This is a genomic window from Enterobacter cloacae complex sp. S2 (assembly GCF_015159675.1).
GTDB classification, from domain to species: Bacteria; Pseudomonadota; Gammaproteobacteria; order Enterobacterales; family Enterobacteriaceae; genus Enterobacter; species Enterobacter intestinihominis.
In genome coordinates this window covers 277,795-296,395 of the sequence record NZ_JADDTS010000002.1, presented here as the reverse complement: position 1 = coordinate 296,395, position 18,601 = coordinate 277,795, and the positions used below count along the sequence as shown (strand labels likewise).

Here is an 18,601-nt window from a genome sequence, read left to right as displayed (position 1 = left end):
CAGACCGATGTCGCAACCCTTACTGAAAGTGACCGACCTGGCAAAAAGCTTTTCCGGCGTCTGGGCGCTGAGCAGCGCTCAGCTGACCGTCGGTAGCGGAGAAATCCACGCCCTGCTGGGGGAAAACGGGGCGGGAAAATCTACATTGCTGAAAGCGCTCGCGGGCGCGCAGCCGCAAACCCGCGGGGATATCTGGTTTAACGACGAAACGCTGCCGGTAGATGACTCTCCAGTGGAACGCCAGAACAAGGGCATTATCACCATCTATCAGGAGTTCAACCTGCTGCCCAACATGACCGTTGCGGAAAACATGTTTCTCGGGCGCGAACCGCGCAGGCGCAACCTGATCGTTGACGAAAAAGCAGTAAACCAGGAGGCGCAGGTCATTCTGGATTACCTGCAACTGAATGTTGCGCCGACCACACCGGTTGCCCGCCTGAGTGTGGCCCAGCAGCAGATGGTGGAGATCGCGAGAGCGCTGACCCTTAACGCTCGGCTGATCATCATGGATGAACCTTCCGCCGCGCTGAGCGACAGCGAAGTAGAAAGCCTGCACCGCGTGGTGCGGGAGCTTAAAAACCGTGGCGTGAGTATTATCTATGTAACTCACCGCCTGCACGAAGTTTTCCAGCTCTGCGATCGCTTCACCGTTTTCCAGGACGGCCGCTTCACCGGCACCGGCGCGGTGGTGGAGACCAACGTAGAGCAGCTGATCCGCCTGATGGTCGGGCGCGACGTAGCCTTTAACCGTCGTCCTGCCAGCGAAACGCATCATGAAGACAAACCCGTCCGCCTGGCAGTGAAGGGGCTGAGCCGCGAGAAGCCGCCGCTGGATCCGCACGGTATTGCCCTGCACGACATCAGCTTCCACGTCCACGCCGGGGAGGTGCTGGGCATCGCCGGACTGGTGGGTGCAGGACGCACCGAAGTGGCCCGCTGCCTGTTTGGCGCAGACGCGTTTACCTCGGGCAGCTTTGAGCTTGACGGCGTGCCGTACCAGCCGCGCGACCCGCTGTATGCCCTCGATCAGGGCGTGGCGCTGGTGCCGGAAGATCGCAAAAAAGAGGGGGCGGTGCTGGGGCTGTCGATTCGCGACAACCTGTCGCTCTCCTGCCTTTCGTCACTGCTGCACTGGCGCTGGTTCGTCAATACCCGCAAAGAGGACGATCTGATTGAGTCCTACCGCCAGGCGCTGCAGATCAAAATGGTCAACAGTGCGCAGGAGGTGCGCAAGCTCTCCGGCGGTAACCAGCAAAAAGTCATCCTCGCGCGATGCATGGCGCTCAACCCACGGGTGCTGATTGTCGATGAGCCAACGCGTGGCATCGACGTGGGGACCAAATCAGAAGTGCACCAGGTGCTGTTTGACATGGCGAAAAAGGGCGTGGCGGTGATTGTGATCTCCTCCGATCTGCCTGAAGTGATGGCGGTGTCCGACCGGATCATCACCCTGAGCGAAGGCCGGGTAACCGGCGAGATCCACGGCGATGATGCCAACGAAGAGCGGCTGATGACGATGATGGCCATCAACCACAACGCCCTGAACGCGGCATAACGGAGTTTCTCATGACGCAGATGATTTCTAAAACGCAGGCCCCGGTCAAACGCGCCGGACGCATCGATCCCATCGCCTTCTTCGAGCGCTTTGGGGTGCTGATTTTCATGATCCTGCTGCTGATCTTCTTCCAGTCGCAGAACAGCAACTTTTTCTCTGAACGCAATATTTTCAACATTCTGACCGAAGTCTCCATCTACGGGATCATGGCCGTGGGGATGACCTTCGTTATTCTCACCGCCGGGATCGACCTCTCCGTCGGCTCCATTCTGGCGGTGTGCGCCATGACCGCGGCGTACGTGATTAAGGGCGACAACTTTACCACCGTTGACCCGAACGCCTGGGGCGGCATGAGCTGGCTGATCGGCCTGGGGATTTGTCTGGCGATGGGCACGGCGATTGGATTTCTCCATGGCCTGGGCGTCACCCGCCTGCGCCTGCCGCCGTTTATCGTCACCCTCGGCGGGATGACCATCTGGCGCGGCCTGACGCTGGTGATTAACGATGGCGCGCCGATCGCCGGTTTCGACCCAGGCTACCGCTGGTGGGGGCGCGGGGAGTTGCTCGGCATATCCATTCCGATCTGGATCTTCGCCATCGTCGCCGTCGGCGGCTATCTGGCGCTGCATAAAACCCGCTGGGGCCGCTTCGTCTACGCCATCGGCGGCAACCCGGAGGCGGCGCGCCTGGCGGGCGTCAACGTCAAGCGCGTGCTGGTCAGCGTCTACGTGCTGATTGGCTGTCTGGCGGGGCTGGCAGGCTTCATCCTGAGCGCGCGTCTGGGCAGTGCTGAGGCGGTGGCCGGAATTTCCTTTGAGCTGCGCGTTATCGCCTCGGTGGTGATTGGCGGCACCTCGCTGATGGGCGGCTACGGGCGCATCGGCGGCACCGTTATCGGCTCCATCATCATGGGCATTCTGATTAACGGCCTGGTGCTGATGAACGTCTCGGCCTACTACCAGCAAATTATCACCGGATTAATTATCGTTCTGGCGGTGGCGTTTGATACCTACGCCAAGAGCCGTCGCGGCGCACTGTGAGGATAGTGATGAAAGAGGTTCGTATTGGATTGATCGGCACCGGTTATATCGGCAAGGCGCACGCTATCGCCTATGCCCAGGCCCCGACGGTGTTCAACCTGCGCGGCAGTCTGGTGCGCGAGATGGTGGCGGAAGTCACGCCGGAGCTGGCGACAGAGCGCGCGCGGGCGTTTGGCTTTAACCGTTCAACGGGAGACTGGCGGGCGCTGGTGGCCGACCCGGCCATTGACGTGGTGGATATTTGCTCACCCAACCACCTGCATAAAGAGATGGCGCTGGAGGCGATCCGCCACGGCAAGCACGTCTACTCGGAGAAGCCGCTGGCGCTCAACGCCCACGACGCGCGCGAGATGGTCGATGCCGCGAAGCGGGCCGGGGTGAAAACGCTGGTGGGGTTCAACTACATGAAGAACCCGACCGCGCAGCTGGCGAAGGAGATTATCGCCCGCGGCGAGATTGGCGAGGTGATCCACTTCTACGGCACCCACAACGAAGACTACATGGCCGACCCGCTGTCGCCCATTCACTGGCACTGCTTTAAAGAGACCGCCGGGCTGGGCGCGCTGGGCGACCTTGCGGCTCACATCGTCAATATGGCCCAGTACCTGGTGGGGGATATCGAGCAGGTCTGCGGCGACCTGAAGATCGTGGTCCCGGAGCGCCCGGCGAAGGCCGGATCGTCGGAGATGATTGCCGTCGAAAACGAGGATCAGGCCCACGCGATGGTGCGCTTCGCGAGCGGGGCGCAGGGCGTCATTGAAACCTCCCGCGTCGCCTGCGGCCGCAAGATGGGGCTGTCGTACGTCATCACCGGGACGAAAGGCGCCATCAGCTTCACCCAGGAGCGCATGGCGGAGCTGAAGCTCTATCTGCATGACGATCCGGTGAACCGTCAGGGGTTCCGCACGCTGCTCGTTGGCCCGGCGCACCCGGACTACGCCGCGTTCTGCATGGGCGCGGGCCATGGTATTGGCTTTAACGATCAAAAAACGGTGGAGGTGCGCGACCTGGTGGACGGGATTGCCGCCGACGCGCCAATGTGGCCGGACTTCGAAGAGGGCTGGAAGGTGTCGCGCGTGCTGGACGCGATCGCGCTCTCACACCTGGAAGGCCGCTGGCTGAACGTGAACGATATTGTCTGATGAGGTATCAACGTGGAAAAGCAGTTTGATGTGATATGCATGGGCCGCGTGGCGGTAGACCTCTACAGCCAGCAGGTTGGTGCCCGTCTGGAGGACGCGTCGAGCTTCGCCAAATATCTCGGCGGGTCTTCCGGCAACGTGGCGTACGGCACCGCGCGCCAGGGTTTACGCTCGTCGATGCTGGCGCGCGTTGGCGATGAACATATGGGCCGCTTCCTGCGCGAAGAGCTCAACCAGGTTGGCTGCGATACCCGCCATCTGATTATTGATAAAGAACGCCTCACGGCGCTGGTGCTACTCGGCATTAAAGACCGGGACACTTTTCCTCTGATTTTTTATCGCGATAACTGCGCGGATATGGCTATTACGGCCAGCGATGTGGACGAAAGCTACATTGCCTCCGCCCGTTGTCTTGCCATCACCGGGACGCATCTTTCTCATCCGAAGACCCGCGAGGCGGTGCTGACGGCGCTGGGCTATGCCCGCCGTCACGGCGTGCGCACGGTGCTGGACATCGACTTCCGTCCGGTGCTGTGGGGGCTGACCTCCTTAGGCGACGGTGAAACGCGATTTATCGCCGCCGACAAGGTCACCCGTGAGCTACAGGAGGTGCTGCACCTCTTCGACGTCATTGTCGGCACCGAAGAGGAGTTTCACATTGCGGGTGGCAGTACGGATACGCTACAGGCGCTGGCTCAGGTGCGTGGCGTGAGTCAGGCGACGCTGGTCTGCAAGCGCGGCGCGCTGGGCTGCTCGGTCTATACAGACGCTATTCCGCCTCGTCTGGACGACGGCCTGACGGTGACCGGCGTGCGCGTGGAGGTGCTAAACGTCCTCGGCGCGGGGGACGCATTTATGTCCGGCCTGCTGCGCGGCTACCTGAACGACGAGGGCTGGGAGCAGGCGTGCCGCTATGCCAACGCCTGCGGCGCGCTGGTGGTGTCGCGCCACGGCTGCGCCCCGGCGATGCCGAGCAAAATCGAGCTGGATGACTATCTCTCCCGCGCTGCGGATGTGCCGCGCCCGGATCTCGACCCGCGTCTTAACCATCTCCACCGGGTGACCACCCGTCGCCGCGAGTGGCCGGAGCTGTGCGTGATGGCGTTCGATCACCGCAGCCAGCTTGAGGATATGGCGATGCAGTGCGGCGCGTCGCTTAAGCGCATTCCGGCGCTGAAGCAACTGATCCTGCAGGCCAGCCGCGAGGCGGCGAGCCGCGCCGGGCTGGAAGGTAAAGCTGGTCTGCTGTGCGACGGCACCTTTGGTCAGGACGCGCTGAACGCCATCACCGGGGAAGGGTGGTGGATTGGCCGCCCCATCGAGCTGCCTGGCTCCCGGCCTCTGGAGATGGAGCACGGCAACATCGGCACCCAGCTTATCAGCTGGCCGCAGGAGCACGTGGTGAAGTGCCTGGTCTTCTTCCACCCGGAAGATGCCCACGGCCTGCGCCTGGAGCAGGAGCAGAAAATCGCCGAGGTCTACCACGCCTGTTGCCAGTCCGGGCACGAGCTGCTGCTGGAAGTGATTTTGCCCGCCAGCATGCCGCGCAGCGACGAACTTTACCTGCGGGCCATTTCTCGCTTCTACAACCTGGGGATTTACCCCGACTGGTGGAAACTGCCACCGCTCTCCGCAGAGGGCTGGACGACGTTGAGCGAGATTATCGAACGCCGGGACCCGTACTGCCGTGGGGTGGTGATCCTCGGGCTGGATGCTCCGGCAGAACAGCTCCGGGCCGACTTCAGAGCCGCGGCGGGGCAGCCGCTGGTGAAAGGTTTCGCCGTGGGACGCACGCTGTTTGGCGATGCTTCCCGCGCGTGGCTGAAACATGATATTGACGATGCGCAGCTGGTGGCGCGCATCCGGGACAACTACCTACAGCTTATCGCCTGGTGGCGCGAGCGCGGACACGCATAATGGAGACGACAATGAGTGTGCAATTAGGCATTAACCCGCTGACGTGGACGAACGACGATCTGCCTTCTCTCGGGGCGGAAACCTCGCTGGAGACCTGTCTGAGCGAAGGCAAAGCGGCAGGCTTTGCCGGTTTCGAGCTGGGGAACAAATTCCCGCGCGAAGCGCACCTGCTCGGCCCTGTTCTACAGCGCCACGACCTGCAACTGGTCTCCGGCTGGTACTCCGGCCGCCTGCTGGAGCGCAGCGTGGAGGAGGAGATCGCCGCCGTGCAGCCGCACCTGACGCTGCTGCGCGAGCTGGGGGCGAAGGTGCTGGTCTTTGCGGAGGTGAGCGGCTGCATTCATGGCGAGCAGCAGACCTCGGTGCATCTGCGCCCGCGCTTCCCGCAGGAACGCTGGAAAGAGTATGGCGAGAAGCTCACCGAATTTGCCCGCTACACCCAGCAGCAGGGCGTGCAGATTGCCTACCATCACCATATGGGCACGGTAATTGAGTCCGCTGAGGACGTGGACAACCTGATGATCCACACCGGGGAGGCGGTCGGTTTGCTGCTGGATACCGGACATCTGACCTTTGCCGGGGCCGATCCGCTGGCGGTGGCGCAGCGCTGGGCGTCGCGCATCAACCACGTTCACTGCAAAGACGTGCGCGCCGACGTGCTGGCGGAGGTCAAAAACCGCAAAACCAGCTTCCTTGATGCGGTGCTGAGCGGCGTGTTTACCGTGCCGGGCGACGGCTGTGTGAATTACTCGCCCATCATGCGGCTGCTGAAAGCGCAGAATTATCACGGCTGGCTGGTGGTGGAGGCCGAGCAGGACCCGGCAATCGCCCATCCGCTTACCTATGCCCGACTGGGGTATAACAACCTGCACCGCCTGGCGCGCAATGCCGGACTTATTTGAGGAGGTGACATGTCACGTCTGTTATCACGCTGGCAACAGCCGAACGCGGAGGGGCGCACGCAGTCCGTTACGCCAGAAAGCGCTGACTGGGGGTATGTCGGCTTTGAAGCTTATGAGTTGCAGGAGGGGCAGCAGCTGACGCTGCCTGCTGTCAGCGAAGAGCGCTGTCTGGTGCTGGTTGCCGGTCGCGCTTCCATCAGCACCCCTTCCGCCCGGTTTAACGACATCGGCGAGCGGATGAGTCCGTTCGAGCGCATTAAGCCCTGGGCGGTTTACGTGACCCCACAGGAGACTGTAGAGGTGAAAGCGCTGACTAAGCTGGAGCTGGCCGTCTGCGCTGCGCCGGGCACAGGAGCGTATCCGACGCGGCTGATTGCCCCACAGGATATCGACGGCGAAGCGCGCGGTATGGGCCACAACCAGCGCTACGTGCACAACATCCTGCCAGAAGACAAACCTGCCGACAGCCTGCTGGTGGTGGAAGTGTGGACCAGTGAGGGCTGCACCAGCTCGTATCCCAGTCATAAGCACGACACCGATAACCCGTCGCAGGAGACGTACCTGGAAGAAACCTACTACCATCGTCTTAACCCTGCGCAGGGTTTCTGCATGCAGCGCGTCTACACCGACGACAGAACGCTGGATGAGTGTATGGCGGTCTATAACCGTGACGTGGTGATGGTGCCCAGGGGGTACCATCCTGTGGCAACGATGGCCGGGTATGACAGTTATTACCTCAACGTGATGGCCGGCCCGGTGCGCAAATGGATGTTTACGTGGGAGAAGGACCACGCATGGATTAACAGGAGTTATCCTGTAGATAACAGGCGCTGAAATCGGCTTTTCTTGTCGGGTGGCGCTGAGCCTACCCGACCTGCGAAACTTTGCCATCGCGCGCTCAGGTTCAGGATCATTCATCCGCTCAGTCTTACTAACCACGAGCCATCCTGGTTTGTTATCCCACGCCACGTGAGTTACTTTTTCCCGACCCGACCCGCCATCTGACAGATAATCATTTTTAGGTATCGGAGATAGTTGGCGGCTATCGCCAGTCCGGAAAAGACCCGCGTCAACCCGAGGTAAATCTGCGGTGATGACCATACCCGGTCGGATGAAATCGCTCGTACAAAAGGATTGCAGGCATTATTCGAATAGTGCAAAAACACCCGGTACGTTAGCGCTCGGGCGTTTCAACGCTAAGACTGGTTTGCTGCGACTGAATTTTGTCCTGATGGTGATACCAGGCGCCAATGGAGGAATAAACAAAGCGGCCAAAGAAAAACAGGAAACTGATAAGCAGTATGATGCGGGTCATCCGGGTGTTAAATCGATGTCGTTTTCGCATACGCGTAGCCTGACTCACTTTCTTTTCCTGAGTATACCCTTTTGGGCGATACGGCTATTAAGGCACAGCCGCAAGTCAGGGTCAATTCGGCGAAATGTAAAATAGCGTCAATGCTTACATTAATTTATGTTATTAAAAACAACGCTTTTATTTATCGCATTGATAATTACAGGAAAAATACTCAAAAAAAACGTAAGAAAGGTTTATTCAGATAAATTAATTTGATTTAGGTCAACCGCATCCCGTCGTTGATATTTAAAATCCCTCCTCCACTGTGCTTGCCAGGAATTTTCCAGGCAACGTGTACGTCAGGTTGGATGCCTGTCTTCATTTACCCTCTGGAGCGCAAGGGTTGTAAACGAGCATCTATGAATATTCACCACATCCTGAAGCAAAATAAAGACCGCTGGTGGGCACTTCCTCTTATTTTACCCGTCGTGTTACTCCCGGTGCTTAGTGTGGCTAATACCTTAACGCAGTTGGGCGACGGTATCGTTGCGCTCTATTATCTCCCGCTCTCCTTTTTGCTGACGCTGATGTTATTCTTTGGCCTGGAAGCCCTCCCCGGGGTGGTGGTGTCGCTGTTTTTACGTTATTACCCCTCCGTTGGGTTATTTGAAGCCATGGCCGGCATTCTGCATTTTATCGTTCCTCTGGTGCTCAGCTGGGGCGGTTATCGCGTGTTTGCGCCCCGGCGCAATATGACCGCTTACGGTGACATACGCCTGATGGGGCAGCGTATTTTCTGGCAGGTGTTTTGCCCGGCAACGCTATTTCTGCTGCTGTTTCAGTTTGCGGTCTATCTCGGCGTCTATGAGAGCCGCCAGAGCCTCGCAGGACTGAATCCCCTCAATATTCGGACCCTTATTAACTATCAGGGGCTGCTGGTGAGCGGGCTGACGGGCGTGCCGCTAAGCTACCTGCTGATCCGTCTGATACGTCATCCGCGCTATATCAAGGGACTGGTGTCCCAGCTCCGCGCGCAAATAGACAAAAAGGTGACGGCCTTTGAGTTTGTGGTGTGGTTTATAGCCCTGGGCGGGTTGCTGGTCATGCTGCTGCTGCCTATGAATGCAAACAGTTCCATTTTCAGTACCAACTACACCTTGTCCCTGCTGATGCCCGTGATGCTCTGGGGGGCGATGCGCTTTGGCTACAAGCTGATGTCACTCATCTGGACGCCGGTCCTGCTGGTGTCGATTCACTTTTTTTATCACTACATTCCGGTGCAAGAGGGGTATGGCATTCAGCTGGCGATCACCTCATCCAGCTATCTGGTCTTTTCCTTCGTTGTGACGTACATGTCGATGCTGGCGACACGCCAGCGGGCCATCAATATTCGCTCCCGCAGTCAGGCTTTTCTCGATCCGGTGGTGCATATGCCCAACCTGCGGGCGCTGTCGCGCGAGCTGGCCAGTCATCCGTGGTCAGCGCTCTGTTTACTGCGCGTGCCCGAGCTGGAGGTGCTGGGACGCAATTACGGCGTGATGCTGCGGATCCAGTATAAACAGCAGCTGGCGCAATGGATAAACGGCACCCTTCAGCCCAATGAGCGAGTCTATCACCTCACCGGGTATGATATGGCGGTGCGTCTGGAGGCGGAGTCGCATCAACAGCGCATTGAAACGCTGGACGAGCATATCAAGCAGTTTGTTTTTATCTGGGATGGTATGCCGGTACAGCCTCAGGTCGGCGTGAGCTATTGCTATGTACGCTCACCCGTCAATCATCTCTATCTGGTGCTGGGGGAACTGGGTATCGTGGCCGATCTCTCCCTTTCTACCAACCACCCGGAAAATCTTCAGCAGCGCGGGGCTGTTCATTTGCAGCGTAGCCTGAAAGATAAGGTCGCGATGATGAGTCGTTTGCAGGCCGCGCTGGAGCAGGACGCTTTTACCCTGCTGGTTCAGCCTGTTCGCGGGCTGCGCGGTGATTGTTATCACGAGGTGCTGCTGCGAATGCGTGATGATAACGGGGCGCTGATCTTTCCCGAGCAGTTCCTGCCCATTGCACAGGAGTTTGGTTTATCGTCGCGTGTTGATTTATGGGTACTGGAGCATACGTTGAGTTTTCTGGCACAGCACCGCCAGCGTTTGCCGGGCCAGCGCTTTGCGATCAACCTCGCACCTTCTACCGCCTACCGGGCGCAGTTCCCGCTTGAAGTGAGCCGCCTGTTAGCCAAATACGCCGTTGAAGCGTGGCAGCTGATCTTTGAAGTGACCGAAAGCAGCGCCTTTGGTCATGCGGATCTGGCGGCGTCGACCCTCAGGAAATTACAAAAAATGGGCATCCGGATCGCCATTGATGATTTTGGCACGGGCTACGCCAGCTATGCGCGGTTAAAAAGCGTGGACGCAGACATTCTCAAAATCGACGGCGGCTTTATTCGCAATATTGTCAGCAACAGCCTGGATTACCAGATTGTGGCTTCCATTTGCCATCTGGCCCGGATGAAGAAAATGCTGGTGGTGGCGGAATATGTGGAAACGGAAGAGATACGTAGCGCGGTGCACGCGCTAGGTATCGATTATGTGCAGGGCTATTTGATTGGGTTGCCGGCTGAGCTTGATACGTTGCTCAACACGCAGCCTTCTCAGGAGACCGCCTGAGCCGTTACGCTGCCGCCTCAGAACTCTCTTCTTCAATCTTCAGCAGCCAGCCGGTGACCGCTTCCCAGTACTGCTGCTCTTTTTCCAGATCCAGCAGCACCAGCGCGTTCTGGCTAAACCAGTCGTGCGGGAAGCTCAGCGTCCAGTGATAGTCATCCGTTTTTAGCTTCAGCGTCGGCGGCGTGGTGGTTGCCTGTCGCTGATTATTGAGCAACACGCCCAGGCGCAACAGCTGAATGAGCGGCAGGAACTGCTTTTTCTTAAATAACGTAAAGCGCGGTAGATCGTCGAGCTTGATGGCTTTGCGGTGATAGCGCACCAGCGTCGCCATCATGGTTTGCTGCTCCTGGTTGAAACCAGGCAGATCGCTGTTTTGCAGAATATAGGCTGAATGGCGATGCATTCCGCTGTGGTTAATGTTCAGCCCCACCTCGTGCAACATGGCGGCCCATTTCAACAGCGCGGCCAGCTGCGGATGCGCCAGCTTCGGATTCTGCTCCTCCCACTGCTCGTACATCTGAACCGTGGTTTCGAGCACCCGTTTCGCCTGTTCGCGGTCAATGTTGTACTGATTGGCCAGGCTCTGCGCGGTGCGGCTGCGAATATCCTGATGACGGAAACGGCCTTCCATCTCATACAGCACGCCTTCACGCAGGGCGCCGTCAGAGAGGCGCAGCTCTTTGATCGCCAGCGCGTCAAACACGCCGCAGAGGATCGCCAGCCCCGGTACGAACACGGCTTTACGTTCGTCGGACAGACCCGGCAGACTCAGGGCGTCGAAGCTCTTATGCTTAAGCACCTCTTCGGTGAGTTTCACCAGGCGCTCAGGCGTAATAAACCCGTCTTTTTCACCCATTGCCAGCAGCACTTCATGGGCCGCTTTAATCGAACCCGATGCGCCCAGCGCCACGTTCCAGCCCTGAATACGGTATTGCCAGGCCAGATTTTCCAGTTTTTGTACGGCGGCCATGCGCGCGCGCTGGAAGTTTTCGCGGGTGATGACGCCGCTAGGGAAATACATCTGCGCGAAGCTGACGCAGCCCATACGGCGGCTTTCCACCAGACGCGGCTCGAAGTCTTCGCCAATCACCAGTTCCGTGGAACCACCGCCGATATCAATCACCAGCTTGCGGCCTTTTTCCGGCTGCGTATGCTCCACGCCCATAAAAATCAGGCGCGCTTCTTCGTTACCGGAGATGATCTCAATCGGGTAGGGGATAACCTTTTCCGCGCGCTTAAGAAACTCCGGCGCGTTCAGCGCCTGGCGTAGCGTATGCGTCCCGACGATGCAGACGCTGGACGGCGAAAAGCCTTGCAAACGTTCTGCGAACAGCGACAGACAGTTCAGCCCGCGCTCCATGGCCTCTTCGCTCAGCATGTTACGCGCGTCGAGTCCATCGGCCAGATGCACACGCTGCTTCAGACGACCGATGATCTGCATCGCGCCGTCCACCTCGCGGGCGATGACCATATGGAAACTGTTTGAGCCAAGATCGACCGCGGCGAACTCCTGCGGGCGTGGGGTATTATCGTTTATTGGCATAGGTTAATCGGATTGCTCAAGTGATTTAATGTAATCGTAAATCGCCAGCTGCGAGCGCACTTTACGGCGGTTGCCGCGCGGTACATAGCGATTACTGAGTTCTTTGTCGATATAACGTGCTTTCACCGTATCGCTGAACAGGATCTCGATAATGTCCAGGATACGCTGCTTAAGGCGAGGATCCAGCAGCGGTGCCGCCACTTCAATACGGTAATCAATGTTACGCGTCATCCAGTCGGCGGACGAGAGGTATACGCGCTTATCACCGGCGTTATCGAAAATATAGACGCGATCGTGTTCAAGATAGCGATCCACAATGCTGATCACGCGGATATTGTCGCTGATGCCTTCCAGTTCCGGAATGAGCGAGCACATGCCGCGAATGAGCAGATTTACCGGAACGCCGGAGCTAGAGGCCGCGTACAGGCGGTCCACCAGCCCTTTGTCCACCAGATTGTTGAGCTTCAGCGTGATGCCGGACGACAAGCCGTTCTGCGCATTGGCAATCTCTTTATCGATCATATCGTACAGCAGGCGTCGTGAGTTCTGCGGTGACACCAGCAGATAATCGAAGCTCACCGGGCGGTACGGGTTCTCAATGAAGTTGAACACCCGACGCACTTCGTTGGTGATGCGGGCATCGGCAGTCAGCAGCGAATAGTCGGTGTAGATTCTCGCGGTTTTCTCGTTAAAGTTCCCGGTACCGATATGGGCGTAGCGCACCACGTCCTCGCCCTCTTTACGGGAGATCAGGAACAGCTTGGCGTGAATTTTCAGCCCTGGCGCGGAGAAGATGACGTGTACGCCCGCTTCCGTCAGTCGGCGCGCCCAGTGGATGTTGGCCTCCTCGTCGAAGCGAGCCTGGAGCTCAACCACCACGGTCACTTTCTTGCCGTTGTGCGCCGCGTGGATCATCGCATCGATGATACGGGAATCTTTCGCCACGCGATAAATGTTTATTTTGATCGCCAGCACGTTCGGATCGAACGAGGCCTGACGCAGCAATTCCAGCACGTGTTCAAAGGTGTGATACGGATAGTAGAGCAGCACATCCCGTTCGCGGATGGCGTCGAACCCGTTGCGGAACTTATCGAACCAGATATGGCGCAGGCGCGGCAGCGGTTTGTTCACCAGATTGGCCTTGCCGACGTTCGGGAAGCCAATGAAATCTTTAAAGTTGTGGTAACGCCCACCGGGGATAATGGAGTCGTAGCGGGAGATGGTCAGCTTATCGCGCAGCATCTCCACCATCGCGTCCGGCATATCGCGTTGATAGACAAACCGCACCGGCTCCGCCGTCAGGCGCTGCTTGAGGCTGGAAGACATCAGCTCCATCATGCTGGCCTCCATCTCATGCACCAGATCGTACTCGGCGTCACGGGTCATCTTCATCGAGTAGGCGTTGAGCGCGTCGTAATCGAAGAAGCCTTTGAAGATATCGTCCAGGCAGTAGCGCAGGATGTTATCCAGCAGGATCATCGGCTTACGCCGGCGCGGGGTTTCCGGCGGCAGGTTTACAAAGCGTGGGACTTTATCAGACGGTATTTCCAGCAACGCGTAGTTAATGGTCTCACCACGAATGATTTCTACCGCCAGATAGGTGTAATCATCTTTCAGGAACTGCACCAGATCGGTTTCACGGTTGATCAGAATCGGGGTAATGTGCTGGCGCAGATAATGTTTGAAATAGTGGCGCAGCCAGTTTTGCTGATTCGCGGAGAGCTGGCGTTCGTTGATCAGGAAGATTTGGTTGCGTGCCATTTCCAGCAGCAGCTCGTTATAGAGGCCATCAAATTCCTGATCGGCTTTCATGACGCGAGACTGGATTTTTCCAAGCAGATGCCGCGAGTGGGAGTTTAAGCCCTGTTCTTCGCTGATGATGATTCGGCGTTTCAGTTCGGCGAAGCGAACCTTGTAGAACTCATCCAAATTGTTGGAATAGATGCCTAAAAAACGCATACGTTCAATCAGCGGGTTGCTTTTATCGGCCGCTTCCTGAAGTACACGTTCGTTGAATGCTAACCAGCTTAGCTCTTTCTCGATGTATAACTTTTCCTGACCCATTACAGCTCACACTCCAGTTCAATCACAGGACGTGGTAAATCCGTCTCGTCCTTATTATGGCGAGCATTTCCACGATATGTCCAACAGTGCCAGAAAAGTATGACAGTTATTTTTTTGTTGGGGAATTTAGAGGGTTGGGGGAGGGGGTGTCGGGTGGCGCTGCGCTTACCACGACCTACGGGACCGTAGGCCCGTGCAAGCGAAGCGCCGCCGGGCAATTCAAACAGACTACTCTTCAGCCGCATAACCCTGCGGGGGCAACTTCACGCCGTCCAGCCAGGCTGCGCCGTTGCGCATCTCCAGACGTCCATCGACAAACCAGCTTACCACCAGCGGATAAATGGCGTGTTCCTGCGTCTGCACACGTTCGGTCACGTCGTCTTCGTTGTCGCCGTCAAAGACCGGTACTTTTGCCTGCAAAATGACCGGACCGCCGTCCAGCTCGTCGGTGACGAAATGCACGGAGGTACCATGCTCCTCATCGCCGTTCTCCAGCACCTGACGATGGGTGTGCAGACCGGGGTATTTTGGCAGCAGGGAAGGGTGGATATTGAGCAGTCGTCCGGCGTAGTGTGCAACAAAAGCCGGGCTCAGGATGCGCATGTAGCCTGCCAGCACCACCACGTCAGGCGCGTAGGCGTCAATCTCCTGCACCAGCTCACGGTCAAAGGCTTCACGCCCGGCGAACTGGCTGGCTTCCAGCGCGTGCGCAGGAATGTTCGCTTCCCGCGCGCGCTCAAGGCCGAATGCATCGGCCTTGTTGCTGAATACTGCCCGAATGGTGCCATTGATTTTCTTCTGTTTGCAGGCGTCTATGATTGCCTGCAAATTGCTTCCGTTGCCGGAAATGAGCACCACGATGTTTTTCATTCAATGACCACACGCTGTTCGGAATCGGAAGCTTTAATCGTACCGATTTTCCACGCGTTTTCACCTTTTTCTGTCAGCAGCTTAACAGCTTTATCCGCTTCGCTGGCGGGCAGGGCGATAACCATGCCCACGCCGCAGTTAAAGGTGCGGTACATTTCGTGAGAGCTCACGTTGCCTGCGGTTTGCAGCCAGTTGAAGACGGACGGCCACTGCCATGAGGATGCGTCGATCACCGCCTGGGTATTGTCCGGCAGCACGCGCGGAATGTTTTCCCAGAAGCCGCCGCCGGTGAGGTGAGCGATGGCGTGCACGTCAACGTTCTCAATCAGCTCCAGCACGTTTTTCACGTAGATGCGCGTCGGGGCCAGCAGGTGATCGGCCAGCGGTTTGCCGTCCAGCTCGGTGGTCAGCGGGTCGCAACCGCTCACTTCGAGGATTTTACGCACCAGAGAGTAGCCGTTGGAGTGCGGACCGCTGGAGGCCAGCGCAACCAGCACATCGCCGTCAGCCACTTTGCTGCCGTCGATAATTTCTGATTTTTCTACCACGCCGACGCAGAAGCCTGCGACGTCATAATCTTCCCCGTGATACATGCCAGGCATTTCCGCGGTTTCACCGCCGACCAGCGCACAGCCGGATTGCAGGCAGCCTTCGGCGATACCGTTAATGACGCTGGCTGCGGTATCTACGTCCAGCTTGCCGGTCGCGTAGTAATCGAGGAAGAACAGCGGCTCGGCGCCCTGTACCACCAGGTCGTTGACGCACATCGCCACCAGATCGATACCAATCGTATCGTGACGCTTAAGATCCATCGCCAGGCGCAGCTTTGTACCGACACCATCCGTACCCGAGACCAGCACAGGTTCACGATATTTTTGCGGCAGCGCGCACAGTGCGCCGAATCCACCCAGGCCACCCATCACTTCCGGGCGGCGGGTTTTTTTCACCACACCTTTGATTCGGTCAACCAGCGCATTACCTGCGTCAATATCAACACCGGCATCTTTGTAGCTGAGAGAAGTTTTGTTGGTCACGGCTTAAATCCCCACGCGATTGCATAGCTAGTAAGAAAAATCGGCGCAATTCTAACAGTCCAGGCAAACGTTTGCGAGCCTATTCTCGGCGCGAGGATCTTTTTTTCTGTGCGGGCTGTCCAGGGCAACAAACTTGACTCTGTTCACGAAAATGAAACCGGTTTCGGCGATCTGCTTGCAACGGCTATCCCCTTTGCACATCATCAAACTGAAACCGGTTTCTGTAACTGTTTTTGCAGAAAATAACGCAGAATGAGGGATAGCGAATGTCAGGATTTAAAGCAGGTTTTCTGTGGGGTGGGGCCGTTGCGGCGCACCAGCTCGAAGGCGGCTGGAAAGAGGGCGGCAAGGGCGTGAGCGTTGCCGATGTCATGACGGCAGGCGCCCACGGGGTACCGCGTGAAATCACCAACGGCGTGCTGGAGGGGAAAAATTACCCAAACCACGAAGCCATCGACTTCTATCACCGCTATAAAGAAGACATCAAACTCTTTGCCGAGATGGGGTTCAAATGCTTCCGCACCTCCATCGCCTGGACGCGTATCTTCCCGAAAGGCGACGAGCTGGAGCCGAACGAAGCGGGACTCAAATTCTATGACGATCTTTTTGACGAGTGCCTGAAGCACGGCATCGAGCCGGTGATCACGCTTTCCCACTTCGAGATGCCTTTCCACCTGGTGACGGAATACGGCGGCTGGCGCAACCGTAAGCTGATCGACTTCTTTGTTCGCTTCGCGAAGGTCGTTTTTGAGCGCTACCAGCATAAAGTGAAGTACTGGATGACCTTTAACGAGATCAACAACCAGGCCAACTTCCACGAAGACTTTGCGCCGTTTACCAACTCCGGGCTGAAATATGCGCCGGGAGAAGATCGCGAGCCGGTGATGTTCCAGGCGGCGCACTATGAGCTGGTGGCCAGTGCCCTGGCGGTGAAGGCGGGGCGCGAGATCAACCCGTCGCTGCAAATCGGCTGCATGATTGCCATGTGCCCCATCTATCCGCTGACCTGTGCCCCGGACGATATGATGATGGCGATGAACGCCATGCATCGTCGCTACTGGTTCACCGACGTTCACGTGCGCGGCAAGTATCCGCAGCATCTGCTCAACTACTTTGAACGTCGCGGCTTCGCGCTGGATATCACCGAAGAAGATAAAGTGGCGCTGACGCAGGGCTGCGTGGATTACATCGGGTTCAGCTACTACATGTCTTTCGCCACCAAAGCGACCGCGGACAACCCGCAGCTGGACTACGACGAGAGCAAGAGCCTGGTCTCTAACCCGTACGTGCAGAAATCGGACTGGGGCTGGCAGATTGACCCGGTGGGGCTTCGCTACTCCCTCAACTGGTTCTGGGATCACTACCAGCTGCCGCTGTTTATCGTTGAGAACGGCTTTGGCGCGATCGACGTGCAGGAGAGCGACGGCACGGTGAACGACCAGTACCGCATCGACTACCTTTCCGCGCATATCCGCGAGATGAAAAAAGCGGTGGTGGAGGATGGCGTAGACCTGATGGGCTATACCCCGTGGGGCTGTATCGACCTGGTCTCTGCCGGCACCGGCGAGATGAAAAAACGCTACGGCTTTATCTTTGTCGATAAAGATAACGAAGGTAACGGCACGCTGAACCGCAGCAAGAAGAAATCGTTCGACTGGTATAAGCAGTTGATTGCCAGCAACGGCGAGCAGCTATAATTGCCCGGTGGCGCTGCGCTTACCGGGCCTACGGGATGTGTAGGCCGGGTAAGCGTTAGCGCCACCCGGCAGAATCCCGCCCCCAAGCCGGAGCCCAGCCTCCGGCTTTTTTGTTTTTGATTGATATACGTCAAGCAAGATGGGTATGGCGCAATCCGAAAAAAGCGGTATAATCCCGCGATTTTTTTGCGGATGCCACCTCAGAGGAGAAAGAGAATGAAGATTGTGGAAGTGAAACACCCACTCGTTAAACACAAGTTGGGCCTGATGCGTGAGCATGACATCAGCACGAAGCGTTTTCGCGAACTGGCTTCTGAAGTGGGTAGCCTGCTGACCTACGAAGCGACCTCTGATCTGGAAACGGAAAAAGTGACCATCGAAGGCTGGAACGGTCCGGTACAGGTTGAGCAGATCAAAGGTAAAAAAATTACCGTGGTGCCAATCCTGCGTGCGGGTCTGGGCATGATGGAAGGCGTGCTGGAGCACGTCCCAAGCGCGCGTATCAGCGTGGTGGGTATCTACCGTAACGAAGAGACGCTTGAGCCGGTCCCGTACTTCCAGAAGCTGGTCTCTAACATCGACGAGCGTATGGCGCTGGTGGTTGACCCGATGCTGGCGACCGGCGGTTCGATGATCGCCACCATCGACCTGCTGAAAAAAGCGGGATGCAGCAGCATCAAAGTGCTGGTGCTGGTTGCGGCGCCGGAAGGTATCGCGGCACTGGAAAAAGCGCACTCGGACGTTGAACTCTATACCGCGTCTGTCGACCAGGGACTGAACGAGCACGGGTACATCATCCCGGGGCTCGGCGATGCCGGCGATAAGATTTTTGGTACTAAATAATCGAATAACGATAAAGAAGCCGACTTTGATAGTCGGCTTT

Annotated in this window: 14 protein-coding genes; 9 read left to right on the top strand and 5 right to left on the bottom strand. The window is 57.6% G+C overall.

All coding sequences use genetic code 11. The features are described from left to right. The first annotated feature begins 7 nt into the window (after positions 1–7). Genes IPZ49_RS02030 through iolB form a run of 6 tightly spaced genes read left to right on the top strand, consistent with a single transcriptional unit; the run spans position 8 to position 7,390 of the window. The gene (locus IPZ49_RS02030; protein WP_063932841.1) at positions 8–1,555 is read left to right on the top strand and encodes a sugar ABC transporter ATP-binding protein; all 1,548 of its coding nucleotides are present in this window, start codon (positions 8–10) and stop codon (positions 1,553–1,555) included. 11 nt (positions 1,556–1,566) lie between these two features. Continuing rightward, positions 1,567–2,595, top strand: coding sequence for an ABC transporter permease (locus IPZ49_RS02025; protein WP_032669397.1), 1,029 nt, complete (start codon positions 1,567–1,569; stop codon positions 2,593–2,595). Positions 2,596–2,603: 8 nt separating this feature from the next. Next, a complete protein-coding gene (locus tag IPZ49_RS02020) occupies positions 2,604–3,737 on the top strand; it encodes a Gfo/Idh/MocA family protein (RefSeq protein ID WP_063932840.1) in 1,134 nt (377 codons plus the stop codon). Positions 3,738–3,749: 12 nt separating this feature from the next. After that, entirely contained in the window at positions 3,750–5,654 is a 1,905-nt protein-coding gene (gene iolC, locus IPZ49_RS02015; RefSeq protein WP_063932839.1) for a 5-dehydro-2-deoxygluconokinase, read from the top strand. Positions 5,655–5,665: 11 nt separating this feature from the next. Then, the gene (iolE, locus tag IPZ49_RS02010; RefSeq protein ID WP_058700737.1) at positions 5,666–6,556 is read left to right on the top strand and encodes a myo-inosose-2 dehydratase; all 891 of its coding nucleotides are present in this window, start codon (positions 5,666–5,668) and stop codon (positions 6,554–6,556) included. Between the two features lie 9 nt (positions 6,557–6,565). Continuing rightward, positions 6,566–7,390, top strand: coding sequence for a 5-deoxy-glucuronate isomerase (iolB, locus tag IPZ49_RS02005; protein WP_032654443.1), 825 nt, complete (start codon positions 6,566–6,568; stop codon positions 7,388–7,390). Positions 7,391–7,730: 340 nt separating this feature from the next. Here iolB and IPZ49_RS02000 read toward each other — a convergent pair whose 3' ends face one another. Next, complete coding sequence (locus tag IPZ49_RS02000) at positions 7,731–7,919, bottom strand: YfgG family protein (protein ID WP_032654440.1); 189 nt, start codon at positions 7,917–7,919, stop codon at positions 7,731–7,733. Between the two features lie 350 nt (positions 7,920–8,269). Here IPZ49_RS02000 and IPZ49_RS01995 point away from each other — a divergent pair, with 350 nt between their 5' ends. Next, positions 8,270–10,510 (top strand): EAL domain-containing protein, encoded by a 2,241-nt coding sequence (locus IPZ49_RS01995; RefSeq protein WP_063932838.1) that lies wholly within the window; start codon positions 8,270–8,272, stop codon positions 10,508–10,510. Between the two features lie 4 nt (positions 10,511–10,514). Here the strand turns inward: IPZ49_RS01995 and ppx are convergent, their stop codons facing one another. The 4 genes from ppx to purM form a co-directional block, all read right to left on the bottom strand. Then, positions 10,515–12,053: an exopolyphosphatase gene (gene ppx / locus IPZ49_RS01990; protein WP_063932837.1), complete on the bottom strand. Its 1,539-nt coding sequence runs from the start codon at positions 12,051–12,053 to the stop codon at positions 10,515–10,517. 3 nt (positions 12,054–12,056) lie between these two features. After that, entirely contained in the window at positions 12,057–14,117 is a 2,061-nt protein-coding gene (ppk1, locus tag IPZ49_RS01985) for a polyphosphate kinase 1 (RefSeq protein ID WP_032669402.1), read from the bottom strand. Between the two features lie 228 nt (positions 14,118–14,345). Continuing rightward, the gene (purN, locus tag IPZ49_RS01980; RefSeq protein WP_006811493.1) at positions 14,346–14,987 is read right to left on the bottom strand and encodes a phosphoribosylglycinamide formyltransferase; all 642 of its coding nucleotides are present in this window, start codon (positions 14,985–14,987) and stop codon (positions 14,346–14,348) included. Next, entirely contained in the window at positions 14,984–16,021 is a 1,038-nt protein-coding gene (gene purM / locus IPZ49_RS01975) for a phosphoribosylformylglycinamidine cyclo-ligase (RefSeq protein ID WP_017383509.1), read from the bottom strand. Before purM ends, purN begins: the two co-directional genes overlap by 4 nt. A gap of 266 nt (positions 16,022–16,287) precedes the next feature. On the opposite strand from purM, the gene IPZ49_RS01970 reads away from it, so the two are divergent. Next, complete coding sequence (locus tag IPZ49_RS01970; RefSeq protein WP_058689135.1) at positions 16,288–17,718, top strand: 6-phospho-beta-glucosidase; 1,431 nt, start codon at positions 16,288–16,290, stop codon at positions 17,716–17,718. A gap of 216 nt (positions 17,719–17,934) precedes the next feature. Further along, a complete protein-coding gene (gene upp / locus IPZ49_RS01965) occupies positions 17,935–18,561 on the top strand; it encodes a uracil phosphoribosyltransferase (protein ID WP_063932836.1) in 627 nt (208 codons plus the stop codon). Positions 18,562–18,601: the final 40 nt, after the last annotated feature.

Bases quoted from the DNA above. Each gene is read 5' to 3' on its own strand.
- IPZ49_RS01970 (WP_058689135.1), top strand. From the start codon at position 16,288: ATGTCAGGATTTAAAGCAGGTTTTCTGTGGGGTGGGGCCGTTGCGGCG.
- iolB (WP_032654443.1), top strand. From the start codon at position 6,566: ATGTCACGTCTGTTATCACGCTGGCAACAGCCGAACGCGGAGGGGCGC.
- ppx (WP_063932837.1), bottom strand. From the start codon at position 12,053: ATGCCAATAAACGATAATACCCCACGCCCGCAGGAGTTCGCCGCGGTC.
- IPZ49_RS02030 (WP_063932841.1), top strand. From the start codon at position 8: ATGTCGCAACCCTTACTGAAAGTGACCGACCTGGCAAAAAGCTTTTCC.
- ppk1 (WP_032669402.1), bottom strand. From the start codon at position 14,117: ATGGGTCAGGAAAAGTTATACATCGAGAAAGAGCTAAGCTGGTTAGCA.
- IPZ49_RS01995 (WP_063932838.1), top strand. From the start codon at position 8,270: ATGAATATTCACCACATCCTGAAGCAAAATAAAGACCGCTGGTGGGCA.
- IPZ49_RS02025 (WP_032669397.1), top strand. From the start codon at position 1,567: ATGACGCAGATGATTTCTAAAACGCAGGCCCCGGTCAAACGCGCCGGA.
- IPZ49_RS02020 (WP_063932840.1), top strand. From the start codon at position 2,604: ATGAAAGAGGTTCGTATTGGATTGATCGGCACCGGTTATATCGGCAAG.
- iolE (WP_058700737.1), top strand. From the start codon at position 5,666: ATGAGTGTGCAATTAGGCATTAACCCGCTGACGTGGACGAACGACGAT.
- purN (WP_006811493.1), bottom strand. From the start codon at position 14,987: ATGAAAAACATCGTGGTGCTCATTTCCGGCAACGGAAGCAATTTGCAG.
- upp (WP_063932836.1), top strand. From the start codon at position 17,935: ATGAAGATTGTGGAAGTGAAACACCCACTCGTTAAACACAAGTTGGGC.